The 15,498-nt window shown below is 71.2% G+C and carries 11 protein-coding genes; 5 read left to right on the plus strand and 6 right to left on the minus strand.

Annotation, left to right across the window (positions count from 1 at the left end; genetic code table 11):
• Positions 1-54: 54 nt before the first annotated feature.
• Entirely contained in the window at positions 55-3,240 is a 3,186-nt protein-coding gene (locus GXW78_RS17480) for a YhdP family protein (RefSeq protein ID WP_211870125.1), read from the minus strand.
• Positions 3,241-3,257: 17 nt separating this feature from the next.
• Here GXW78_RS17480 and GXW78_RS17485 point away from each other — a divergent pair, with 17 nt between their 5' ends.
• Both GXW78_RS17485 and bcp read left to right on the plus strand, forming a co-directional pair.
• A complete protein-coding gene (locus GXW78_RS17485) occupies positions 3,258-6,248 on the plus strand; it encodes a bifunctional [glutamine synthetase] adenylyltransferase/[glutamine synthetase]-adenylyl-L-tyrosine phosphorylase (RefSeq protein WP_211870126.1) in 2,991 nt (996 codons plus the stop codon).
• Positions 6,245-6,718: a thioredoxin-dependent thiol peroxidase gene (bcp, locus tag GXW78_RS17490; protein WP_211870127.1), complete on the plus strand. Its 474-nt coding sequence runs from the start codon at positions 6,245-6,247 to the stop codon at positions 6,716-6,718. The genes GXW78_RS17485 and bcp overlap by 4 nt, the downstream gene beginning before the upstream one ends.
• Positions 6,719-6,766: 48 nt before the next feature.
• Here the strand turns inward: bcp and GXW78_RS17495 are convergent, their stop codons facing one another.
• Positions 6,767-7,312 carry a hypothetical protein gene (locus tag GXW78_RS17495; RefSeq protein ID WP_211870128.1) on the minus strand — a complete coding sequence of 182 codons (546 nt, stop codon included), beginning with the start codon at positions 7,310-7,312 and terminating at the stop codon, positions 6,767-6,769.
• 128 nt (positions 7,313-7,440) lie between these two features.
• Positions 7,441-7,947: a hypothetical protein gene (locus GXW78_RS17500; RefSeq protein WP_211870129.1), complete on the minus strand. Its 507-nt coding sequence runs from the start codon at positions 7,945-7,947 to the stop codon at positions 7,441-7,443.
• A 129-nt stretch (positions 7,948-8,076) separates the two neighbouring features.
• Here GXW78_RS17500 and GXW78_RS17505 point away from each other — a divergent pair, with 129 nt between their 5' ends.
• Positions 8,077-9,048: a Bug family tripartite tricarboxylate transporter substrate binding protein gene (locus GXW78_RS17505; RefSeq protein ID WP_211870130.1), complete on the plus strand. Its 972-nt coding sequence runs from the start codon at positions 8,077-8,079 to the stop codon at positions 9,046-9,048.
• A gap of 35 nt (positions 9,049-9,083) precedes the next feature.
• On the opposite strand, the gene GXW78_RS17510 is transcribed toward GXW78_RS17505, so the two are convergent.
• The 3 genes from GXW78_RS17510 to GXW78_RS17520 form a co-directional block, all read right to left on the minus strand.
• A complete protein-coding gene (locus GXW78_RS17510) occupies positions 9,084-10,052 on the minus strand; it encodes a Bug family tripartite tricarboxylate transporter substrate binding protein (protein WP_211870131.1) in 969 nt (322 codons plus the stop codon).
• Between the two features lie 284 nt (positions 10,053-10,336).
• Complete coding sequence (locus tag GXW78_RS17515; RefSeq protein ID WP_211870132.1) at positions 10,337-11,530, minus strand: M20 aminoacylase family protein; 1,194 nt, start codon at positions 11,528-11,530, stop codon at positions 10,337-10,339.
• A 330-nt stretch (positions 11,531-11,860) separates the two neighbouring features.
• Positions 11,861-12,847, minus strand: coding sequence for a helix-turn-helix domain-containing protein (locus GXW78_RS17520; protein WP_211870133.1), 987 nt, complete (start codon positions 12,845-12,847; stop codon positions 11,861-11,863).
• A gap of 257 nt (positions 12,848-13,104) precedes the next feature.
• Here GXW78_RS17520 and GXW78_RS17525 point away from each other — a divergent pair, with 257 nt between their 5' ends.
• Together GXW78_RS17525 and GXW78_RS17530 are read left to right on the plus strand one after the other, a co-directional pair.
• A complete protein-coding gene (locus GXW78_RS17525; protein WP_211870134.1) occupies positions 13,105-13,770 on the plus strand; it encodes a porin family protein in 666 nt (221 codons plus the stop codon).
• A 145-nt stretch (positions 13,771-13,915) separates the two neighbouring features.
• Positions 13,916-15,361, plus strand: coding sequence for a DUF1254 domain-containing protein (locus tag GXW78_RS17530; RefSeq protein ID WP_211870135.1), 1,446 nt, complete (start codon positions 13,916-13,918; stop codon positions 15,359-15,361).
• Positions 15,362-15,498: the final 137 nt, after the last annotated feature.

Genomic DNA, 15,498 nt, shown 5'->3' on the forward strand with positions numbered 1-15,498 from the left:
GGTCGTGCGCCGGGGAGGCTAGAGCACATTCGCCGCGGCGCGAAACGCCCGCCGTCAGTTCCCGCCGAAGATCCCCCGCAGAAAGCCGGGCGTCAGAGCCGACAGCGGATTGACGCTGACGGACGGATCGGCGAGCGGCCCGCGCATGCTGTAGGTCACCGCGAAAAGCCCGCCGCCGCGTTCGGGGCTGAACACTCGACCGAGCCCCGGGATGCGCCCGAGCAGCGAGTTGAACACGTAGGCCGGCACGATCGTCCCCTCCATGTCGATCGTGTCGCGCAGCCGGTCGATGCGCCCTTTGGCAGTCAGGCCCAGCGAGACGGAGAAGGCGCGCGCCTCGGTCAGCACCAGCGCCTCCCGTGTCAGGGTGAACGGCGCGGTCAGGGAGGCGAAGGTCAGCCCCTCCCCCGACAGCGCCTCGAACACGCCGAACACCGACATCGCCTGTAGCAGCTTGCCCAGTGCGGGCGCGTCCTGCACCGCGAAGTCGTCGAGCTCGGCCGTGCCGGTCAGCGGCGCGCCGCGCTGGCCATCGGCGTAGGCCGCATCCACCTGCAACCGGCCGCCGCGGATGGTGCTCAGCACGCCGAAGGCGCGCAGGAGCGCGCCGCCATTGTCGCTGGTCAGCCGCAGACGCCGCCGCCCGGCCTCCGGTGCGAGCGTCAGGTCGATGCCGCCGCCGCCCTCGACGCGGCCCTGCACGCGGGCGTTCTGCATCGTGCCCTGTGCATTCGTCGCGAGGGTGGCGACGATGCCGGCCAGCGCACGGTCGCGCGGCAGCAGCACGCGGTCGAAGCGCACATCGACGGAGACGCCCGGCCCCGTGGCCGCGGCAGCGCCCGCGGCCGGCGTCGCCTCGGCCGAGGACGGCCGCGACATCATCGGCGCGACGTCGAGCGCCGGACCACGCATCGCGATCACCCAATCACCCCGCGGCCCAGCCGGCGGGTTGATCTCCCCGCTGAACCGACTGCGGCCGATGTGGCCCTGCTGGATCTCGATGCGCTGCGGAACATTGTCGCGAAGCTGCGTGCCGCGGCCGCGCAGAAGTGCATCCGGCGCCTCGATGCGGATGCCGTCGATCGCGGTGATCTGCCCGTTCTGAAGCACGATGGTCGCTTCGCCGCGGCTGGCGGTGCCGGGCGGCTTCGACCAGGCGAGTGGATCGATCTCGAGCCGCGCCGGCGTCAGGTCAGTGCGGAGCTGCACGCGGCCCTGCCCGTTGCGCCGCGTCTCGTTGCGGATGTCGAGGCCGACCATGCCTTCGACGAAGGGCCGCGGATCCAGCCCGAAGGTCGCGATCTGCCGCACATCGGCGCGGCCCGAGACGATCTCGCGCGACACCACCTGGCCGGGCGGGCCCGTCCGGAAGTCCAGCTCCTGCTGGACGCGCAGCGGGATGCCCTGCACCGTCGCGGTGCCCGTCGCGCGCATGCCCGCCAGATCCACGGTGAAGTCGAAATTGCCGCGTTCCAGATCCTTGCCGAGCACGATGCGCGGCACGCGGACGTCGACGACGCGGCCCGTGGCGTTGATGCGCATGGCCTCGATCGGCAGTTCGGCGATCAGCGGAAAGCCGAGCGACAGGCGCGCCTCGCGCAGCGTCCCGCGCACATCGCCCACCGGCGGCGGCCGAAGCCGGAACAGGCCGAGCCGCTCGTGCCGCAACAGCGTCCAGACATCGGCGGCCGGGCCGCCAACGACGATGTCCATCTCCGCTGTCTCGGGCTCGGCCGACAGGCCGATGCGCAGCTTCCCCTCCCGGACCTCGATCGCCGTGCCTGATTGCCTTGCGCTAGTGACGTCGATCTCGATCGCATCAAGGGCGAAGCGGACACGCGCATCGACGCCTTCCACGGGCGGCATCGGGCGCAGCCAGTGCACCACCGCGTCGTCCGCCGCCAGCGTTCCATCCAGGCTGAGGATGCGAGCCTCGCCGCTTGCCTGGTCGAGCTCACCGCCGATGCGCCAGGTGCCATCGCGGGCGGTGCCGCCGGTCAGGTTTTCGATGATCCAGTCGCGCGCGCCGCGCGCCACGCCGGCCGGCCAGTATTGCGCGAGGTCCGCCACGGCGATGCGGTCGAGGCCGAGCTGCGCTTCCCCCTGCCAGCGCCCATCGGCGAGGCGGGCCTCGGCCGTGGCGGTGATCCGCGGCGGCGCACCCGGGGCGCCGCGGCCGTCGAGCGGGGCGGGCCACAGCACCGCGCGTTCCACACGCAGCGTCGTGCGATCGAGCGTCAGGTCCGCATCGAGCGACGTCAGCGCGACACGCCCGGGCTCGCCCAGGTCGATGGTGCCGGCACCGATGCGCAGCCGGGCCAGCGCGAGGGTCGGGATATGCAGACCGTCGAGCTGCACGTCGACCGTCAGCGACGCCGGCGCATCGATCGCCGCGAGCGGTGCGAGCACCGGCGCGCTGCCGGCAAGCGCTGCCGGCCGGATGGCCGGGATGGTCGCGCTCAGGCTGCCCCGCCCCGTCGCGCCGTCGATCGATCCTTGCACGCGCAGCCCGACCCGCCCGGTTTCCAACACCAGCCCGCCATTGCCGTTCAGGTCGACGCCGCCGCCTTCCCGCCGGGTCAGGACCAGCGCACCGATCTCCGCCGTCCAGGACCGGCCGAGCTGCGCGTCCGTCACCTGCGCCCGCGCATTGGTCAGCCGCACCAGGCGCAGCGCGGACATCGGGCCGGAATCCGAGGGCGGCTTCATCAGCTGCGCCAGCAGATCGAGGATCGGCTCACTCTCGGCCGCCGGCGGCTGGCCGTCCGCCTCGGCGGCCTCGACCGCCGCGGGCTCGCCGAGGTCGAGTCGCAGCGCGCCTTCCGCCGAGCGTGCCGCGACGATGGTAAGCCCCTGGACCTCCAGTGCGCTGGGCGCGACGACGCCGCGCAACAGCCACGGGAGCGACAGCGACACGCGGGCATCCGGCAATTCGGCCCGCACCGCGCCGTCGTCGCCGATCGCCTGCACATGGCCGAGGGTGAGCGCGATCGGCGAACGGTCCCCGTCGCGCCAGCCGGCCCAGGCGATCGCCACGTCGCCGATCGTCAGCCGCATGCCCTCGCGGCCCTGATTGACCGCCTTCTCGACCTCCCGAGCCAACATCGGCAGGGGCAGCGGACCTTCCTGGAGGCGCCAGGCGAGGGCGGCGAGGCCGAGCCCCACCAGCAAGGCCGCGCCGATCAGCAACCGAGCCAGACGGTCCAGCCAGCGCCCGGCTTGACCGGCGACCCGCCTCACCTGTTCCCTGCCCGGCCATGACGGCCAGCTTCGCCCCGGAACGCCTGCCCCGCCCCTTCGACCCCGCCGCCGCCGCGATGGCGCGGGAAGAATTCGCCGAACGCGGCGCGGCTGAGCGCGACTTCGCCGCCTCCGCCGCCGGCCGCGCGCTGCTTGATGCGCTGGGCGGACACAGCCCCTACCTGGCCGATCTCGCCATTCGCGAATCGGCGGCGCTGATGCTGCTCGCCGAACGCGGCGCGGACGACGCCATGGCCCGCGCGCTGGACCCGCTGACCCGGATCGATCCGGAAACCCCGCGCGCCGCGGTCGCGACCGTGTTGCGCCAGGCCAAGCGCCAGGGGGCGCTCGCCGCCGCGGTCGCGGACATCACCGGGCAATGGACGCTGGACCACGTGACGGGCGCGCTGTCCGACCTTGCCGAAGCCGCGATCGACGCCGCATGCGCGCATCTGCTGCGGGATGCGGCGGCGCGGGGCGAAATCCGGCTCTCCGGCGCGGCGCGGACTGAACCGCGGCTGGTCGGTCGGAACTCGGGCCTCGTCGTGCTTGGGATGGGCAAGCTCGGCGGGCGGGAACTGAACTACTCGTCTGATGTGGACCTCATGGTGCTCTACGACCCAATGGCGGCAGCCTACCATGCCGATCGGGCGGGCGCCGTCTACGTCCGCATCGCTCGCGACCTGGTGAGGCTGCTGGAGGAACGCACCGCCGACGGCTACGTGTTCCGCACCGACCTGCGGCTGCGGCCCGACCCGGCGGCGACGCCGCTCGCCGTCTCGATGCCGACGGCGATCCTGTACTACGAGAGCATGGGGCAGAACTGGGAACGCGCCGCCATGATCAAGGCGCGCCCGGTCGCCGCCGACCGTGCCGCGGGCGATGCCTTCCTGCGCGAGATCCGCCCCTTCGTCTGGCGCCGCCACCTCGATTTCGCGGCGGTCGCCGACATCCATTCCATCAAGCGGCAGATCCACGCCCACAAGGGCGCCAAGGGCGCGCATGACACGGTGCAGGTCGAAGGCCATGACGTGAAGCTCGGCCGCGGCGGCATCCGCGAGATCGAGTTCACCGCGCAGGTGCTGCAGCTCATCTGGGGCGGCCGCGATCCGGGGCTGCGCGATCCGACGACGCTCGGCGCGCTGTCGGCGCTGGCCAGCGCCGGCAAGATCGACCGCCGCGCCGCCGCCGATCTCGCCGACGCCTATGTGTTCCTGCGCAACCTGGAACACCGGCTGCAGATGGTGGCCGACCACCAGACCCACCGCATGCCGGAGGATGCGGTGGGCATCGCGCGCATCGCCTCCTTTCTCGGCTTTCCCGATGCGGATGCCTTCCGTGCCGCCTTCACCGCGCATCTGCGCCGCGTCGAACGTCACTACGGCCGGATGTTCGAGGCCGAGCCCACCCTCGCCTCGGAGGAGGCGCATGGCAGCCTCGTCTTCACCGGCGTCGAGGACGATCCGGCGACCATCGCGACGCTGCGCGCCATGGGCTACGGCAACCCGTCCGGCGTCGCGGCCATGGTGCGCGGCTGGCACCACGGGCATACAAGGGCGACGCGCAGCGAGCGGGCGCGGGAATTGCTGACGGCGCTGATGCCCTCCCTGCTCGCCGCCTTCGGGAAGCAGCGCAACCCGGATACCGCGCTCGCAAGGCTGGACAGCGTGTTCGGCCGCCTCGCGGCCGGGGTGCAGGTGCTGTCGCTGCTGGCGCGCAACCCGGCGCTGCTGGAACGGTTGGCTTCGATCCTCGGCGCCGCGCCGCAGCTCGCCGACCACCTCGCCCGCCACACCGCGGCGCTGGAGGGTCTGCTGGTCGGCGCCGGCGGCACCATCGGCAATGCCGCGACGACGCTGCCCGCGCAGCTCAAGGACGCGCGGCATGTCGAGGAGGCGATGGAAGCCGCGCGCCGCCTCGTCCTCGAAGGCCAGTTCGAGATCGACGCCGCGACGATGGAAGGCGCGATCGACGTCGACGCTGCCGGCGAGGCCCGCAGCAACCTGGCGGACGCCGCCATTGCCGGGCTGCTGCCGCATATCGAGGGTGAATTCGCCCGCCGCTATGGCAAGGTGAAGGGCGGTGCACTTGCCGTGGTGGCGCTCGGCAAACTCGGCGGGCGAGAGATGCTGCCGGGCTCCGACCTCGACCTGATCCTGATCTACGATCACGCCGCCGGCGCGGAGGCCAGCGAGGGCAAGGCGAAGCGCGGCGAACCCCCGCCGCGATCCATCCCCGTCACCCAGTACTTCACCCGCCTGGCTCACCAGATCATCGGCGGCATCACCGCGCCGGGCGCGGAAGGCAAGCTGTACGAGATCGACATGCGGCTGCGCCCGTCCGGGTCGAAGGGACCGGTCGCCGTCTCGCTGTCGGGCTTCCAGCGATACCACGCGGAGGAAGCCTGGACCTGGGAGCGCATGGCGCTGACCCGCGCACGGGTGGTCGCCGCGCCGCCCGGGCTACGGCGCAAGGTGCAGGCCGCGATCCGCGCCGGGCTGCTGCGCCCCGACGCCGCGGCGAAGGCCATCCCCGACGCCGTCTCCATGCGCGCGCGCATGCTGCGCGACCTGCCGCCGGACGGCCCGTGGGACGTGAAGCTGGGCCGCGGCGGGCTGGTCGAGGTGGAGTTCATCGCCCAGACGCTGCAACTGGTCCACGCCCGGCAGCATCCGGGCGTGCTCGCCACCACCACCAATGTCGCGCTGGCGCAGCTCGCGGCCGCCGGGCTGCTCGATGCCGCGGAGGCGGAGGCGCTGATCGGCGCCGAACGGCTGTGGCGCACCGTGAGCGGCCTGCTGCGCCTGACGGTCGGGCGCTGGCGCGAGCCGCAACTGCCGGACAGCATCGCGGCGACGCTGATCAACGCCTGCCGCCGGCTTGATCCGGCCTCGGCACCGGCGGACCAGGCGGCGCTCCGGGCGCTGATCGCGCGCCGGTCGAACGAGGTGCGCGCGGTGTTCGAACGGCGGCTCGGCCGCCCTGATGCTCAGGGAGAGACGACATGACCGAACTGGCCGAGGGCAGTAACGCACCCGCCTTCCGGATGGCGGCGAGTGGCGGGCGGGAGGTTTCGTCCGACGCGCTGAAGGGCCAGCCCTACCTGCTCTATTTCTATCCGAAGGCGAACACGCCGGGCTGCACCACCCAGGCCTGCGGCGTGCAGGAAGCGCTGCCCCAGCTCGCCCATCTGGGCCTGGAGATCATCGGCGTGAGCCCGGACGCGATCCCGGCGATCGAGAAATTCGCGAAGAAGTACGGGCTGTCATTCCCGCTCGCCTCCGACGAGGACCACAAAGTCGCCGAGGCTTATGGCGTCTGGGTGCAGAAATCCCTGTACGGCCGGACGTTCATGGGCGTGGAGCGCACCAGCTTCCTGGTCGGCGCCGACGGGAAGATCGTGCGCATCTGGCGCAAGGTGAAGCCGGCGGAGCATGCCGCGCAGGTGCTGGAGGCGGCGCGGGAACTGAAGGAGTAGCGGAGGAGCAGCCACCGAAGCCTGGACCGGCTTCCCGAGCGGCCCGGCTCAGTGCCCGTTCACTGCGATCTGGCGGAAGACGTCCTCCGCCTCCTTGAAGGTCTCCTCGGCCCGAGCCTTCATCTCGGGGTCGGCGAAACGATCCGGGTGGAAACGCAGGCGGAAGGCGCGCTGCGCCGCGTCCACCAGCCAGGTCGGCGCCGTCTCCGACAGGTGCACGCGCCGCAGCAGCGTGCCGCCGCGTGACGGCAGCGCCTCCGTCGCCAGCGCGCGTTCGGCTGCGGAGGCACGGGCCTCCGCCTCGCGCATCCGCCGCTCGGTCTGGTCGAGCTTCGACTTCATCGCCGCAAGCTGGGCGCGGCTTTCCTCAGATGCGCCGCCCGTAGCGTCTGCATCCCGTGCGCCATGCCCCAGCAGCTGCGCAACGCGCCTGGCGGCCGAAGCGGCGATCGCCACGTCGCGCCGCATCAGCTCGCCATGGATCAGCTCCAGCAATTCGCGGTCCCCGGCGTGTTCCTCCGCGAAGTCGAGCAGGCGGGACGACGGCCAGTTGCCGATGCTCCGCCGGGCGATGTCATGCGCCGCCGTTGCCATTGCGTTCGATCACCTGCGTCGTAACGATCTGCGAATGTGACAGTGGTTTCGGCGGGGCGCCACGTACCTCCGGTAGTGGTTCGCCGCCTGCCGGGTTGTGTTTCCGCGCGCCAGATCGCCAATGCCGATCATGAGCCGCGTCGCCGCTCGATCTCGGCGAAATGCGCCTCCAGCCGCTTGAACACATCCTCCGACCGCTGCCGGCGCCGCTGGTCGGGTTCGGTATCGGGGTGGTAGCGCCGGCGGAAGGCACGACGGACCTCGGCTATAAGCCAGGCCGGCGCGTCGGGAGCGAGATGGACGCGACGATAGGGGCAAGCCGGCTCGGCCGCCGCCTGCGTTTGTTCGAGTACGGAAACCCGCGCCCGCAGCCGCGCAATTTCCTCACCGGCCGCGGCGAGGGTCGCGCGCAGCCGCCGCACCGGAGGACCCGGATCCGGACCGGCCGCACAATCGAGGATCATCCGGCCCAGCCGGGCCTCGAGCGCCCTGGCCCGCGCGCCGCGCCGGTGGTGGGTCTCGTGCTGCAGTGCGCCGAGCGCCGCGGCATCGGTCGCATGCAATGCCGCCTGCTCGACAAGCTGTTCCAGCGGCCATTCCCGCAAGGGCCGCTCCGGCGGCGAGCCGACCGACACGCGCCTCCCCCTCCATGGATCGACCCCCGCCTATCGCAGATCAGGGTTAATCGAAACACAAGGCGGTGCCGTCTTCCGGGCCGGCTCAAGGTCGGCGAAACTGTTCCGAATTCTGTACGAGGAAACGACATGACCGGCTTTCGCATCGGCCGCCGCGCGGCATTCGGCCTGGGCGCCGCATTGGCAAGCCCGGCGGCGATGGCGCAGGGGGCCTGGCCGAACCGGCCAATCCGCGTGGTGGTGCCCTTCACGCCCGGCGGATCGAACGACGTGGTCGCCCGGCCGCTCGCGGACCGGCTGCAGCAGCGCCTCGGCCAACCCGTCGTGGTCGAGAACCGCGCCGGCGCGGGCGGTGCCATCGGCGCCACCTTCGTCGCGCAGTCCCCACCCGACGGCTACACCTTCATGGTGTCGTCCTCCTCCTTCGCGACGACCTCGATCGCGCAGCGCGTGCCCTGGACCGTGCTCGACAATTTCACGCCCGTCGCGCTGCTCGCGCGGTCGCCCTTCATCGTCATCGTCAACAACGACCTGCCGGTGCGCAGCGTGCAGGACCTGGTACAGCTCGCGAAGGAACGGCCGGGCACGCTCGACTACGCGACCTCCGGCCCCGGCGGGATCAACCACTTCGTCACCGAGTACTTCTCGCAGGTCACCGGCGCGCGGATGAACCACGTGCCGTACCGCGGCACCGGACCGGCGGTGACCGACCTCGTCGCCGGCCATGTGCAGGTGATGATCACGACCATGCCGAGCGCCGCGGGCGTCGTGCGCGACGGCCGCGTCCGGCTGCTGGCCTACACCGCGCCCGGCGCCCCGGCCGGAGCGCGCCCGGCCCCGCTGGTGACGGAAGCGGGGTTCGCCTACGAGAGCAGCATCTGGTGGGGCCTGTTCGCCCCCGCCGGCCTGCCGGCGCCGATCCTGGAGCGGATGAACGCCGAGACGAATGCATCCCTGCGGGAGCCTGACATGGCGCGGCTGTTCGAAGGGGAAGGCGCCATCCCCTCCCCGGAGACGCCCGCACAGTTCATCGAAATGCTGCGCACCGACATCGCGCGCTGGCGCGAGGTGGCGCAGTTCGCGAACATCCGCATCGACTGACGCCAGACGCGGCGCCGCCGGCCCCCGGCGGCGCCCTATTCCGGCTTGATCCCGACGCGCTGCGCCACCTCGCGCCAGGTGGCCAGTTCCGTCCGGATGCGCGCCGTGAAGTCGTGCGGCCCGCTGAAATCCGGCACCGCCGCCTGGGTCGCGAGCTTCGTTCGCGTGTCGTCCGTCTTCGCCAACGCATCGAGGTCGCGCGCCATGCGGTCGACGAGGCCCGGCGCCGTCCCGGCCGGCGCCATGATGCCGAACCAGACGCCGGAATCCGGCACGGGATGGCCGAGTTCCGCCATGGTCGGCACCTCCGGAAGTTCCGGCGCGCGGCGCGGGCCGAGCACCGCCAGCGGCCGGATATGGCCGGCCTGGTACGGCCCGACCGCGCCGGCCATCCCGTGGGCCAACAGGGGCACACGGCCGCCGATCACGTCCTGCATCAGCGGCGCGGTGCCGCGGTACGGGACGTGGGTCAGCGAAATGCCGAGCGCGCCGCACAATGTCTCACCGCCGAAATGTCCGGTGCCGCCAACGCCCGTCGTGCCATAGGCCAGGGCGCCGGGCTGCGCGCGCGCCGCGGCAGTGACGGCGGCAAGATCCCGCCAGGGCTGGTTCGCCGCGCACCAGAAGACGTTTGGCGCGCTGCAGAAGGAGCCCACCGGCGCGAAGCTTTCCGGCAGTGCGTAGGGCAGGCTCGGATGGATGGCGCCATTGAGCACGACGGAGTTGGAAGCGAAGAACAGCGTGTGGCCGTCCGGGGCCGCACGTGACACCACCTCCGCCGCCACCGCCGAAGCGGCGCCGGCGCGGTTCTCGACCACGACCGTCTGTCCCCAGGCGGCCTGGAGCCCCGTAGCCGCGACGCGGCCGATGAAATCAGTCGGGCCGCCTGGCGGAAAGCCGATAAGCATGCGGATCGGCCGGTCGGGCCAAGCGGGCTGCGCCCTGCTGCCTGTCGCGGCGAGCAGCACAGGCGCGGCAAGCACCGCGCGGCGTGTCGCAATCATGCTCATATCGTTCCCTCCGCGCCGCTCGCTCGAATGGCGGCGTCTGGAGGAACGGTAGCGGCATGGCGAAGCCACGCAACCTGCGCGGCCGCTATCAGGGATGGCCCGGCCGGACCTGATCCGCGACCATGCAGGTCGGCAGCGACGGATCGCTGCCCGCCCAGGAGGATCCAGGCCTGGGCGACGGCCGGGGGCGCTTTTGGTGGGCGCCCATCAGCATAACCCCGCAGGGCCCGGCGGGTTACCTACCGTCCGGCCCCGCCGTCGCACAGATCCGCGACCGGCTAGGCGCCGAGTTCCTCCTCGACCAGCCCCACCCAGAAGCCGACGCCATGCGGCAGGATGGCGTCGTTGAAGTCATAGTCCGGCGTGTGCAGCCCGTGCACCGGCCCGTCATCCGCGGCGCCATTGCCGATGAAGATCAGCGCGCCGGGCTTGTCCCGGGCCATGTAGGCGAAGTCCTCGCCACCCGTGACCGGCGTGGTGTCGGCATCCACCCGCGTGTCGCCAACCAGCCCCCGCGCGACGGCCAGCATTGCCGCCGTCTCGCGATCGCCATTGATCAGCGGCACGGTGTTCCACCACAGCGTTGCCTCCGCCGTCGCACCGACCATCGCGGCGGACTGTTCCGCCAACTCCCGGATGCGGCGTTCGACCAGCGCCTGCATCGGCGGCGTGAAGGCGCGCATGGTGCCGCCGACCAGCAGCTCCGACGGCATGACGTTCAGCGCCTCGGCCGCACCACCGGCGATGTGGCCGACGCTGACGACGGCACTTTCCGTCGCCGCCACGTTGCGCGCGACGATGGTCTGGAGGGCCTGGATGAAGATCGCCTGCGCGACGGTGATGTCCGACGCGAGGTGCGGAGCGTTGCCGCCATGCCCGCCGGTGCCGCGGAAAGTCACCTTCCACCGGCCGGAGGCCGCCATCAGCGGTCCCGCCCGCGTGGCGAATGACCCGACGGCGATCCCCGGCATGTTGTGCATGCCATACACCGCATCGACCGGAAAACGGTCGAACAGCCCATCCTGCAGCATCGCCTCGGCCCCGCCGCGGCCCTCCTCGGCAGGCTGGAAGATGAAGTGCACCGTTCCCGCGAAGTCCGGCGCCTCGGCAAGGACCTGCGCCGCGCCCAGCAGCATCGCCGTGTGTCCGTCATGACCACAGGCATGCATCCGCCCTGCATTGGTGGAGGCGTAGGCGAGGCCCGTGCGCTCGGTCAGCGCCAGCGCGTCCATGTCGGCGCGCAACGCGATCGCCCGCTGCCCCGGCCGGCGGCCACGCAGCGTGCCGACCACGCCGAGGCGCCCAACCCCTTCCGTGACCTCGACGCCCCAACTGCGCAGCGTCGCGGCGACAAGTGCGGCCGTGCGCGTCTCCTCGAAGCCGAGCTCGGGATGGGCGTGGATGTCGTGGCGAAGGTCCGTGATCGCAGGGAGATGGCGAGCGATGCGTGCCGCGGTGTCGTTCTGGGGCATCCGGTCAGGGCCTTCCGAGTTGTCGATGCCTTGGTGCACCGCCCCAGGCACGAGGGCAACGGCGGTCCTGATTGCCCCGGTCGAGGTTGGAGGGGCTTCGGCCCTCCAAGCCACCCCAGCAAAGGCCGAAGGGCCTTTGCAAACCTCGACTTGGCGCCTTGCGCCGCAGGCAGGAACCACGACGACGCCCGCTCCGGCGCCCTGCGCCAGCGGATACGATCCAGGTGCTCCAGGCACCAGCGGCACCCGGAGCAATGTCGATGCCCGGTGGCGGAAGTAGCGACGGCGGCAGGTGGAACGCCGGCGGCGGGTGGAACGCCGGCGTCCTCGTCAGTGCACGCCACCATGCCGGCGGGCGGCAGCATGCGCGGTTTCGGACGGTGTCTCGCCGAAGACGCTGCGGTAGGCACCGGCAAAGCGGCCCAGATGCCAGAAGCCGAAATCCAGCGCCGCCGTCTTCACCAGGATGGGCGCACTGTCGCCATGCTCCATCAGCACCCGGTTCACCTGGTTGAGCCGCCGCAGCAGCAGGTAGCGCTGCAGGCTCATGCCGTAGACGGCCGAGAAAGCCTCGGCCAGCGTGCGCTCCGACACGCCGAGCGCCGCGCCGACCTCGGCCGTGTAGATCGCATGGCCGAGGCGCGCGCGCAGATACTCCTCCGCCTCGGAGACGAGCCGGACGCGGCGGCCGAGGCGCAGGTTCCTGTGCCAGCCTTCGCGAATCTCGCCACAGGCTCGGGCGAAGTAGTGCGCCAGCTCATCGCGCAGAGCCGCTGCGACCGAGCCCACGGACAGGCGATCCGGATCGTTCCATGCGACGTCCTCGAGCGCGGTCGAGAAGCGTCTGAGCTGCGGCACGCGACGCAGCACGTCGCGCAGCGGGGCGAAGCTGCCGCCCGATGCCACCTCGGTGCCGTGCGCCAGGCCGGAGAAATGTGCTTCGGGAACGACGAGAGCCGACCATCGCTGGGGCATCGGCGTGACGGCGAGAAGCTCGGAACCGCCTCGCAGCAGGACGCCGGTATGCTCGAAATCCCCCCAGCCATTCACCCGCAGGCCCTGCCCGACGCGCCCGTTGGGCAGCAGGATGACGGCACGTTCCGGCAGCACCGTGCCGCGCACGACATGCGCGCCGTCGACGGCGGCCTGGAAATGCATCCCGCCGAGCTGCACGACAGTCAGGCGCCCGGCATACTGTGCCCGGTCGGCGAGGGATTGGTATTCAACGCTGGCGTCCTTCTGCGCCGCCGCCATCTCGTCCGGCGTGCTGAACGCCGCCGACCATGTCTGCGCGACGGCCCGCGCGGCACTGTCCATCTCGATCCCTCTTCCTGGAGAGCGCCCGGCGGCGCTCAAGATATCGTGCCCAAGCCGATCCTGCACCTTGCCGAATCCGGCCATCCTTTTCGTCTGGATGGCACCCGGCCGCGGCACGCAGACTCCCCCCGACGGGGGATGGATTCATGCGACACCTTCATGGATGGGCCGCGGCCGCGATGCTGGTTGCCTGCGGAGCGGGTACGGCCCGGGGCGAGGAGCCCGGCTGGAGCTTCGCGGTCACGCCGTATGTCTGGATGGCCGGCATCGGCGGCGAGGCCACGCTGCGCGGGCGCGCACTCGATGGCGCCAGAACAGAGCGTGTCGTCGGCACCACCGCCGATTTCGGCGACGTGCTCGGCAATCTCAAGATGGCCTTCATGGGTGCGGCGGAGGCGCGCTACGGCCGCTTCGCCCTGCTCGCGGACCTGCTGTACCTCGACCTCGAGAACGGCATCTCCACGCCGCGCGACCGGCTGTACGCCGGGGGCAGCGCCTCCGTGCGGACGACGGGGGCCGGGTTCGTCGCCATGGTCCGGCCCGTCGATGAGACGGCATGGTCATTGGATGCAGGAGCGGGCGTGCGGCCATGGTGGGTCGACACCAAGCTGCGGCTGAATCCCGGGCTGGCGCAGGGGCGCACCATCGGCAGTTCGGTGAACTGGACCGACCCGGTGATCGCCCTGCGCGGCCGGGTGCGCCTCTCCGAACAGGTCAGCCTAACGGCTTACGGGGATGTCGGCGGCTTTGGCGTGGGCTCGAACCTGACGTGGCAGGTGATCGGTTCCGTCGATTGGCAACCCGATGACTGGCTCGTGCTGCGCGCGGGCTGGCGCTACCTCTCCTTTGATTTCGGCAATGCCTCCAGCAGCCTGAACCTCGCGATCAGCGGGCCGATCATCGGGGCAAGTTTTCGCTTCTGACCTGCGGCGCGGCGGCTGCGGGAAATGGACAGGGTTTCCGGTCGCGGCCCGCAGGCCGCCCCGCTAGACCATGCGCGCCACGCCGGCAGCCGCGCGCCGTGGCGGTCGCGGAACGCCGGATCGATACCAAGGGAGCGCCCTTCCAATGGCACGCATCACCAGGCGCGGCCTCACGGCCGCCGGCTTCGCCGCACCCCTTCTCGCCCGTCCGGGCATGGCCACGGCACAACCGTCGGAAATGCAACCGGGCGATGCGGCCGACGCCGCCCGGATCGCGATGGACGCCTATCTCTACGGCTACTCGCTGATCACGACGGAAGTGACGCGCGTCCAGATGTCGAACGTGCCGGAGCTGCGCGGCCTGCAGGCGCCGATGGGTCAGTTCCTGAACATCCGGCGCTACCCGCCGGCGGATTACCGCGGCGTCTCCGCCCCGAACGCGGACACGCTCTACTCGCTCGCCTGGGTCGATCTCGGCTCGGGGCCAGTGGTCTTCTCCCATCCCGACATGGGCGGCCGGTACTTCCTGTTCCCGATGTACAGCCTGTGGATGCCGGTCGTGGAATCGCCCGGCCGCCGTACCACCGGCGGACGCGCGGCGAACTTCCTGATCACCCCTCCGGATTGGTCGGGCGAGCTGCCGGCGGGAATGCGGCAGATCAGGTCGCCGACGCGCTACCTGGTGATCCTCGGCCGTACCTATGCCGACGGCACCGATGCCGACTACGCCGCCGTGAATGAACTGCAGAACCAGTACAGGCTGACCCCGCTGTCGGCGTTCGGCAGACCGTTCACCTACGAAGCGCCGCCGGTCGACCCGAACCCCGGCTTCAGCATGACGGACAAGCCGCAATCGGTGATCCTGGGGATGTCGGCAGAGGAATACTTCAGCCGCATGGCCCGCCTGATGGGCAGCGCCGCGCCACCCGCAGCGGAGGATGCGGCGATGATCGCGCGCATGGCGCGCATCGGCATCGTGCCGGGCCAGCCCTTCGAGGCCGCGAAGCAGAGCGCCGTCGTGCAGGAGGCGCTGCGCGACCTGCCGCGACGCGCCCTCGCCACGATCGAGGCGAACCGGGCCGCGATGGGCACCAATGTGAATGGGTGGATCATCACGAAAGGGCTCGGCCGCTACGGCACCGACTACATGAAGCGCGCCCTGGTCGCGGCCTTCGGCTGGCCTGCGAATCTCGAGGATGATGCGGTCTATCCCTACGCGACGGTGGATAGCGAAGGCCGGCCGCTGGACGGGGCGAACCGCTACACGCTGACCTTCGCGGCCGGGCAGACGCCGCAGGTCAATGCCTTCTGGTCGATCACGATGTACGAGATCGACCAGGGCTGGTGGTTCGTGCCGAACCCGCTGAACAAGTTCACCGTCAGCCCGCGCAACAATCTCAAGACGAATGCGGATGGCTCGACGACGCTGTACTTCCAGCGCGAGTCACCGGGCGCGGAGCGGGAAAGCAATTGGCTGCCGGCGCCCGCCGGCGCGTTCATCCCGATGATGCGGATGTACTGGCCGAAGACTGAAGCGCCATCGATCCTGAACGGATCATGGGCACCGCCTGCGATCCGGCGCATCGGGTGAAGCAGACCCCGATCAGGTGGAACCGGCTGATCGGTTGAGATCCCCGCGAAGGCAAAGGTCCGGCGCTGCGCCTGCGCGCCGGAGCCGCCGTTGCGCCACGCTGCCACGACGCATTCCCCACCCGCGCAGCCGCCAGG

It is taken from the genome of Neoroseomonas terrae, from assembly GCF_018129025.1.
Classification (GTDB): domain Bacteria; phylum Pseudomonadota; class Alphaproteobacteria; order Acetobacterales; family Acetobacteraceae; genus Neoroseomonas; species Neoroseomonas terrae.

Bases quoted from the DNA above. Each gene is read 5' to 3' on its own strand.
- bcp (WP_211870127.1), top strand. From the start codon at position 6,245: ATGACCGAACTGGCCGAGGGCAGTAACGCACCCGCCTTCCGGATGGCG.
- GXW78_RS17505 (WP_211870130.1), top strand. From the start codon at position 8,077: ATGACCGGCTTTCGCATCGGCCGCCGCGCGGCATTCGGCCTGGGCGCC.
- GXW78_RS17520 (WP_211870133.1), bottom strand. From the start codon at position 12,847: ATGGACAGTGCCGCGCGGGCCGTCGCGCAGACATGGTCGGCGGCGTTC.
- GXW78_RS17530 (WP_211870135.1), top strand. From the start codon at position 13,916: ATGGCACGCATCACCAGGCGCGGCCTCACGGCCGCCGGCTTCGCCGCA.
- GXW78_RS17510 (WP_211870131.1), bottom strand. From the start codon at position 10,052: ATGATTGCGACACGCCGCGCGGTGCTTGCCGCGCCTGTGCTGCTCGCC.
- GXW78_RS17515 (WP_211870132.1), bottom strand. From the start codon at position 11,530: ATGCCCCAGAACGACACCGCGGCACGCATCGCTCGCCATCTCCCTGCG.
- GXW78_RS17525 (WP_211870134.1), top strand. From the start codon at position 13,105: ATGGCCGGCATCGGCGGCGAGGCCACGCTGCGCGGGCGCGCACTCGAT.
- GXW78_RS17485 (WP_211870126.1), top strand. From the start codon at position 3,258: ATGACGGCCAGCTTCGCCCCGGAACGCCTGCCCCGCCCCTTCGACCCC.
- GXW78_RS17495 (WP_211870128.1), bottom strand. From the start codon at position 7,312: ATGGCAACGGCGGCGCATGACATCGCCCGGCGGAGCATCGGCAACTGG.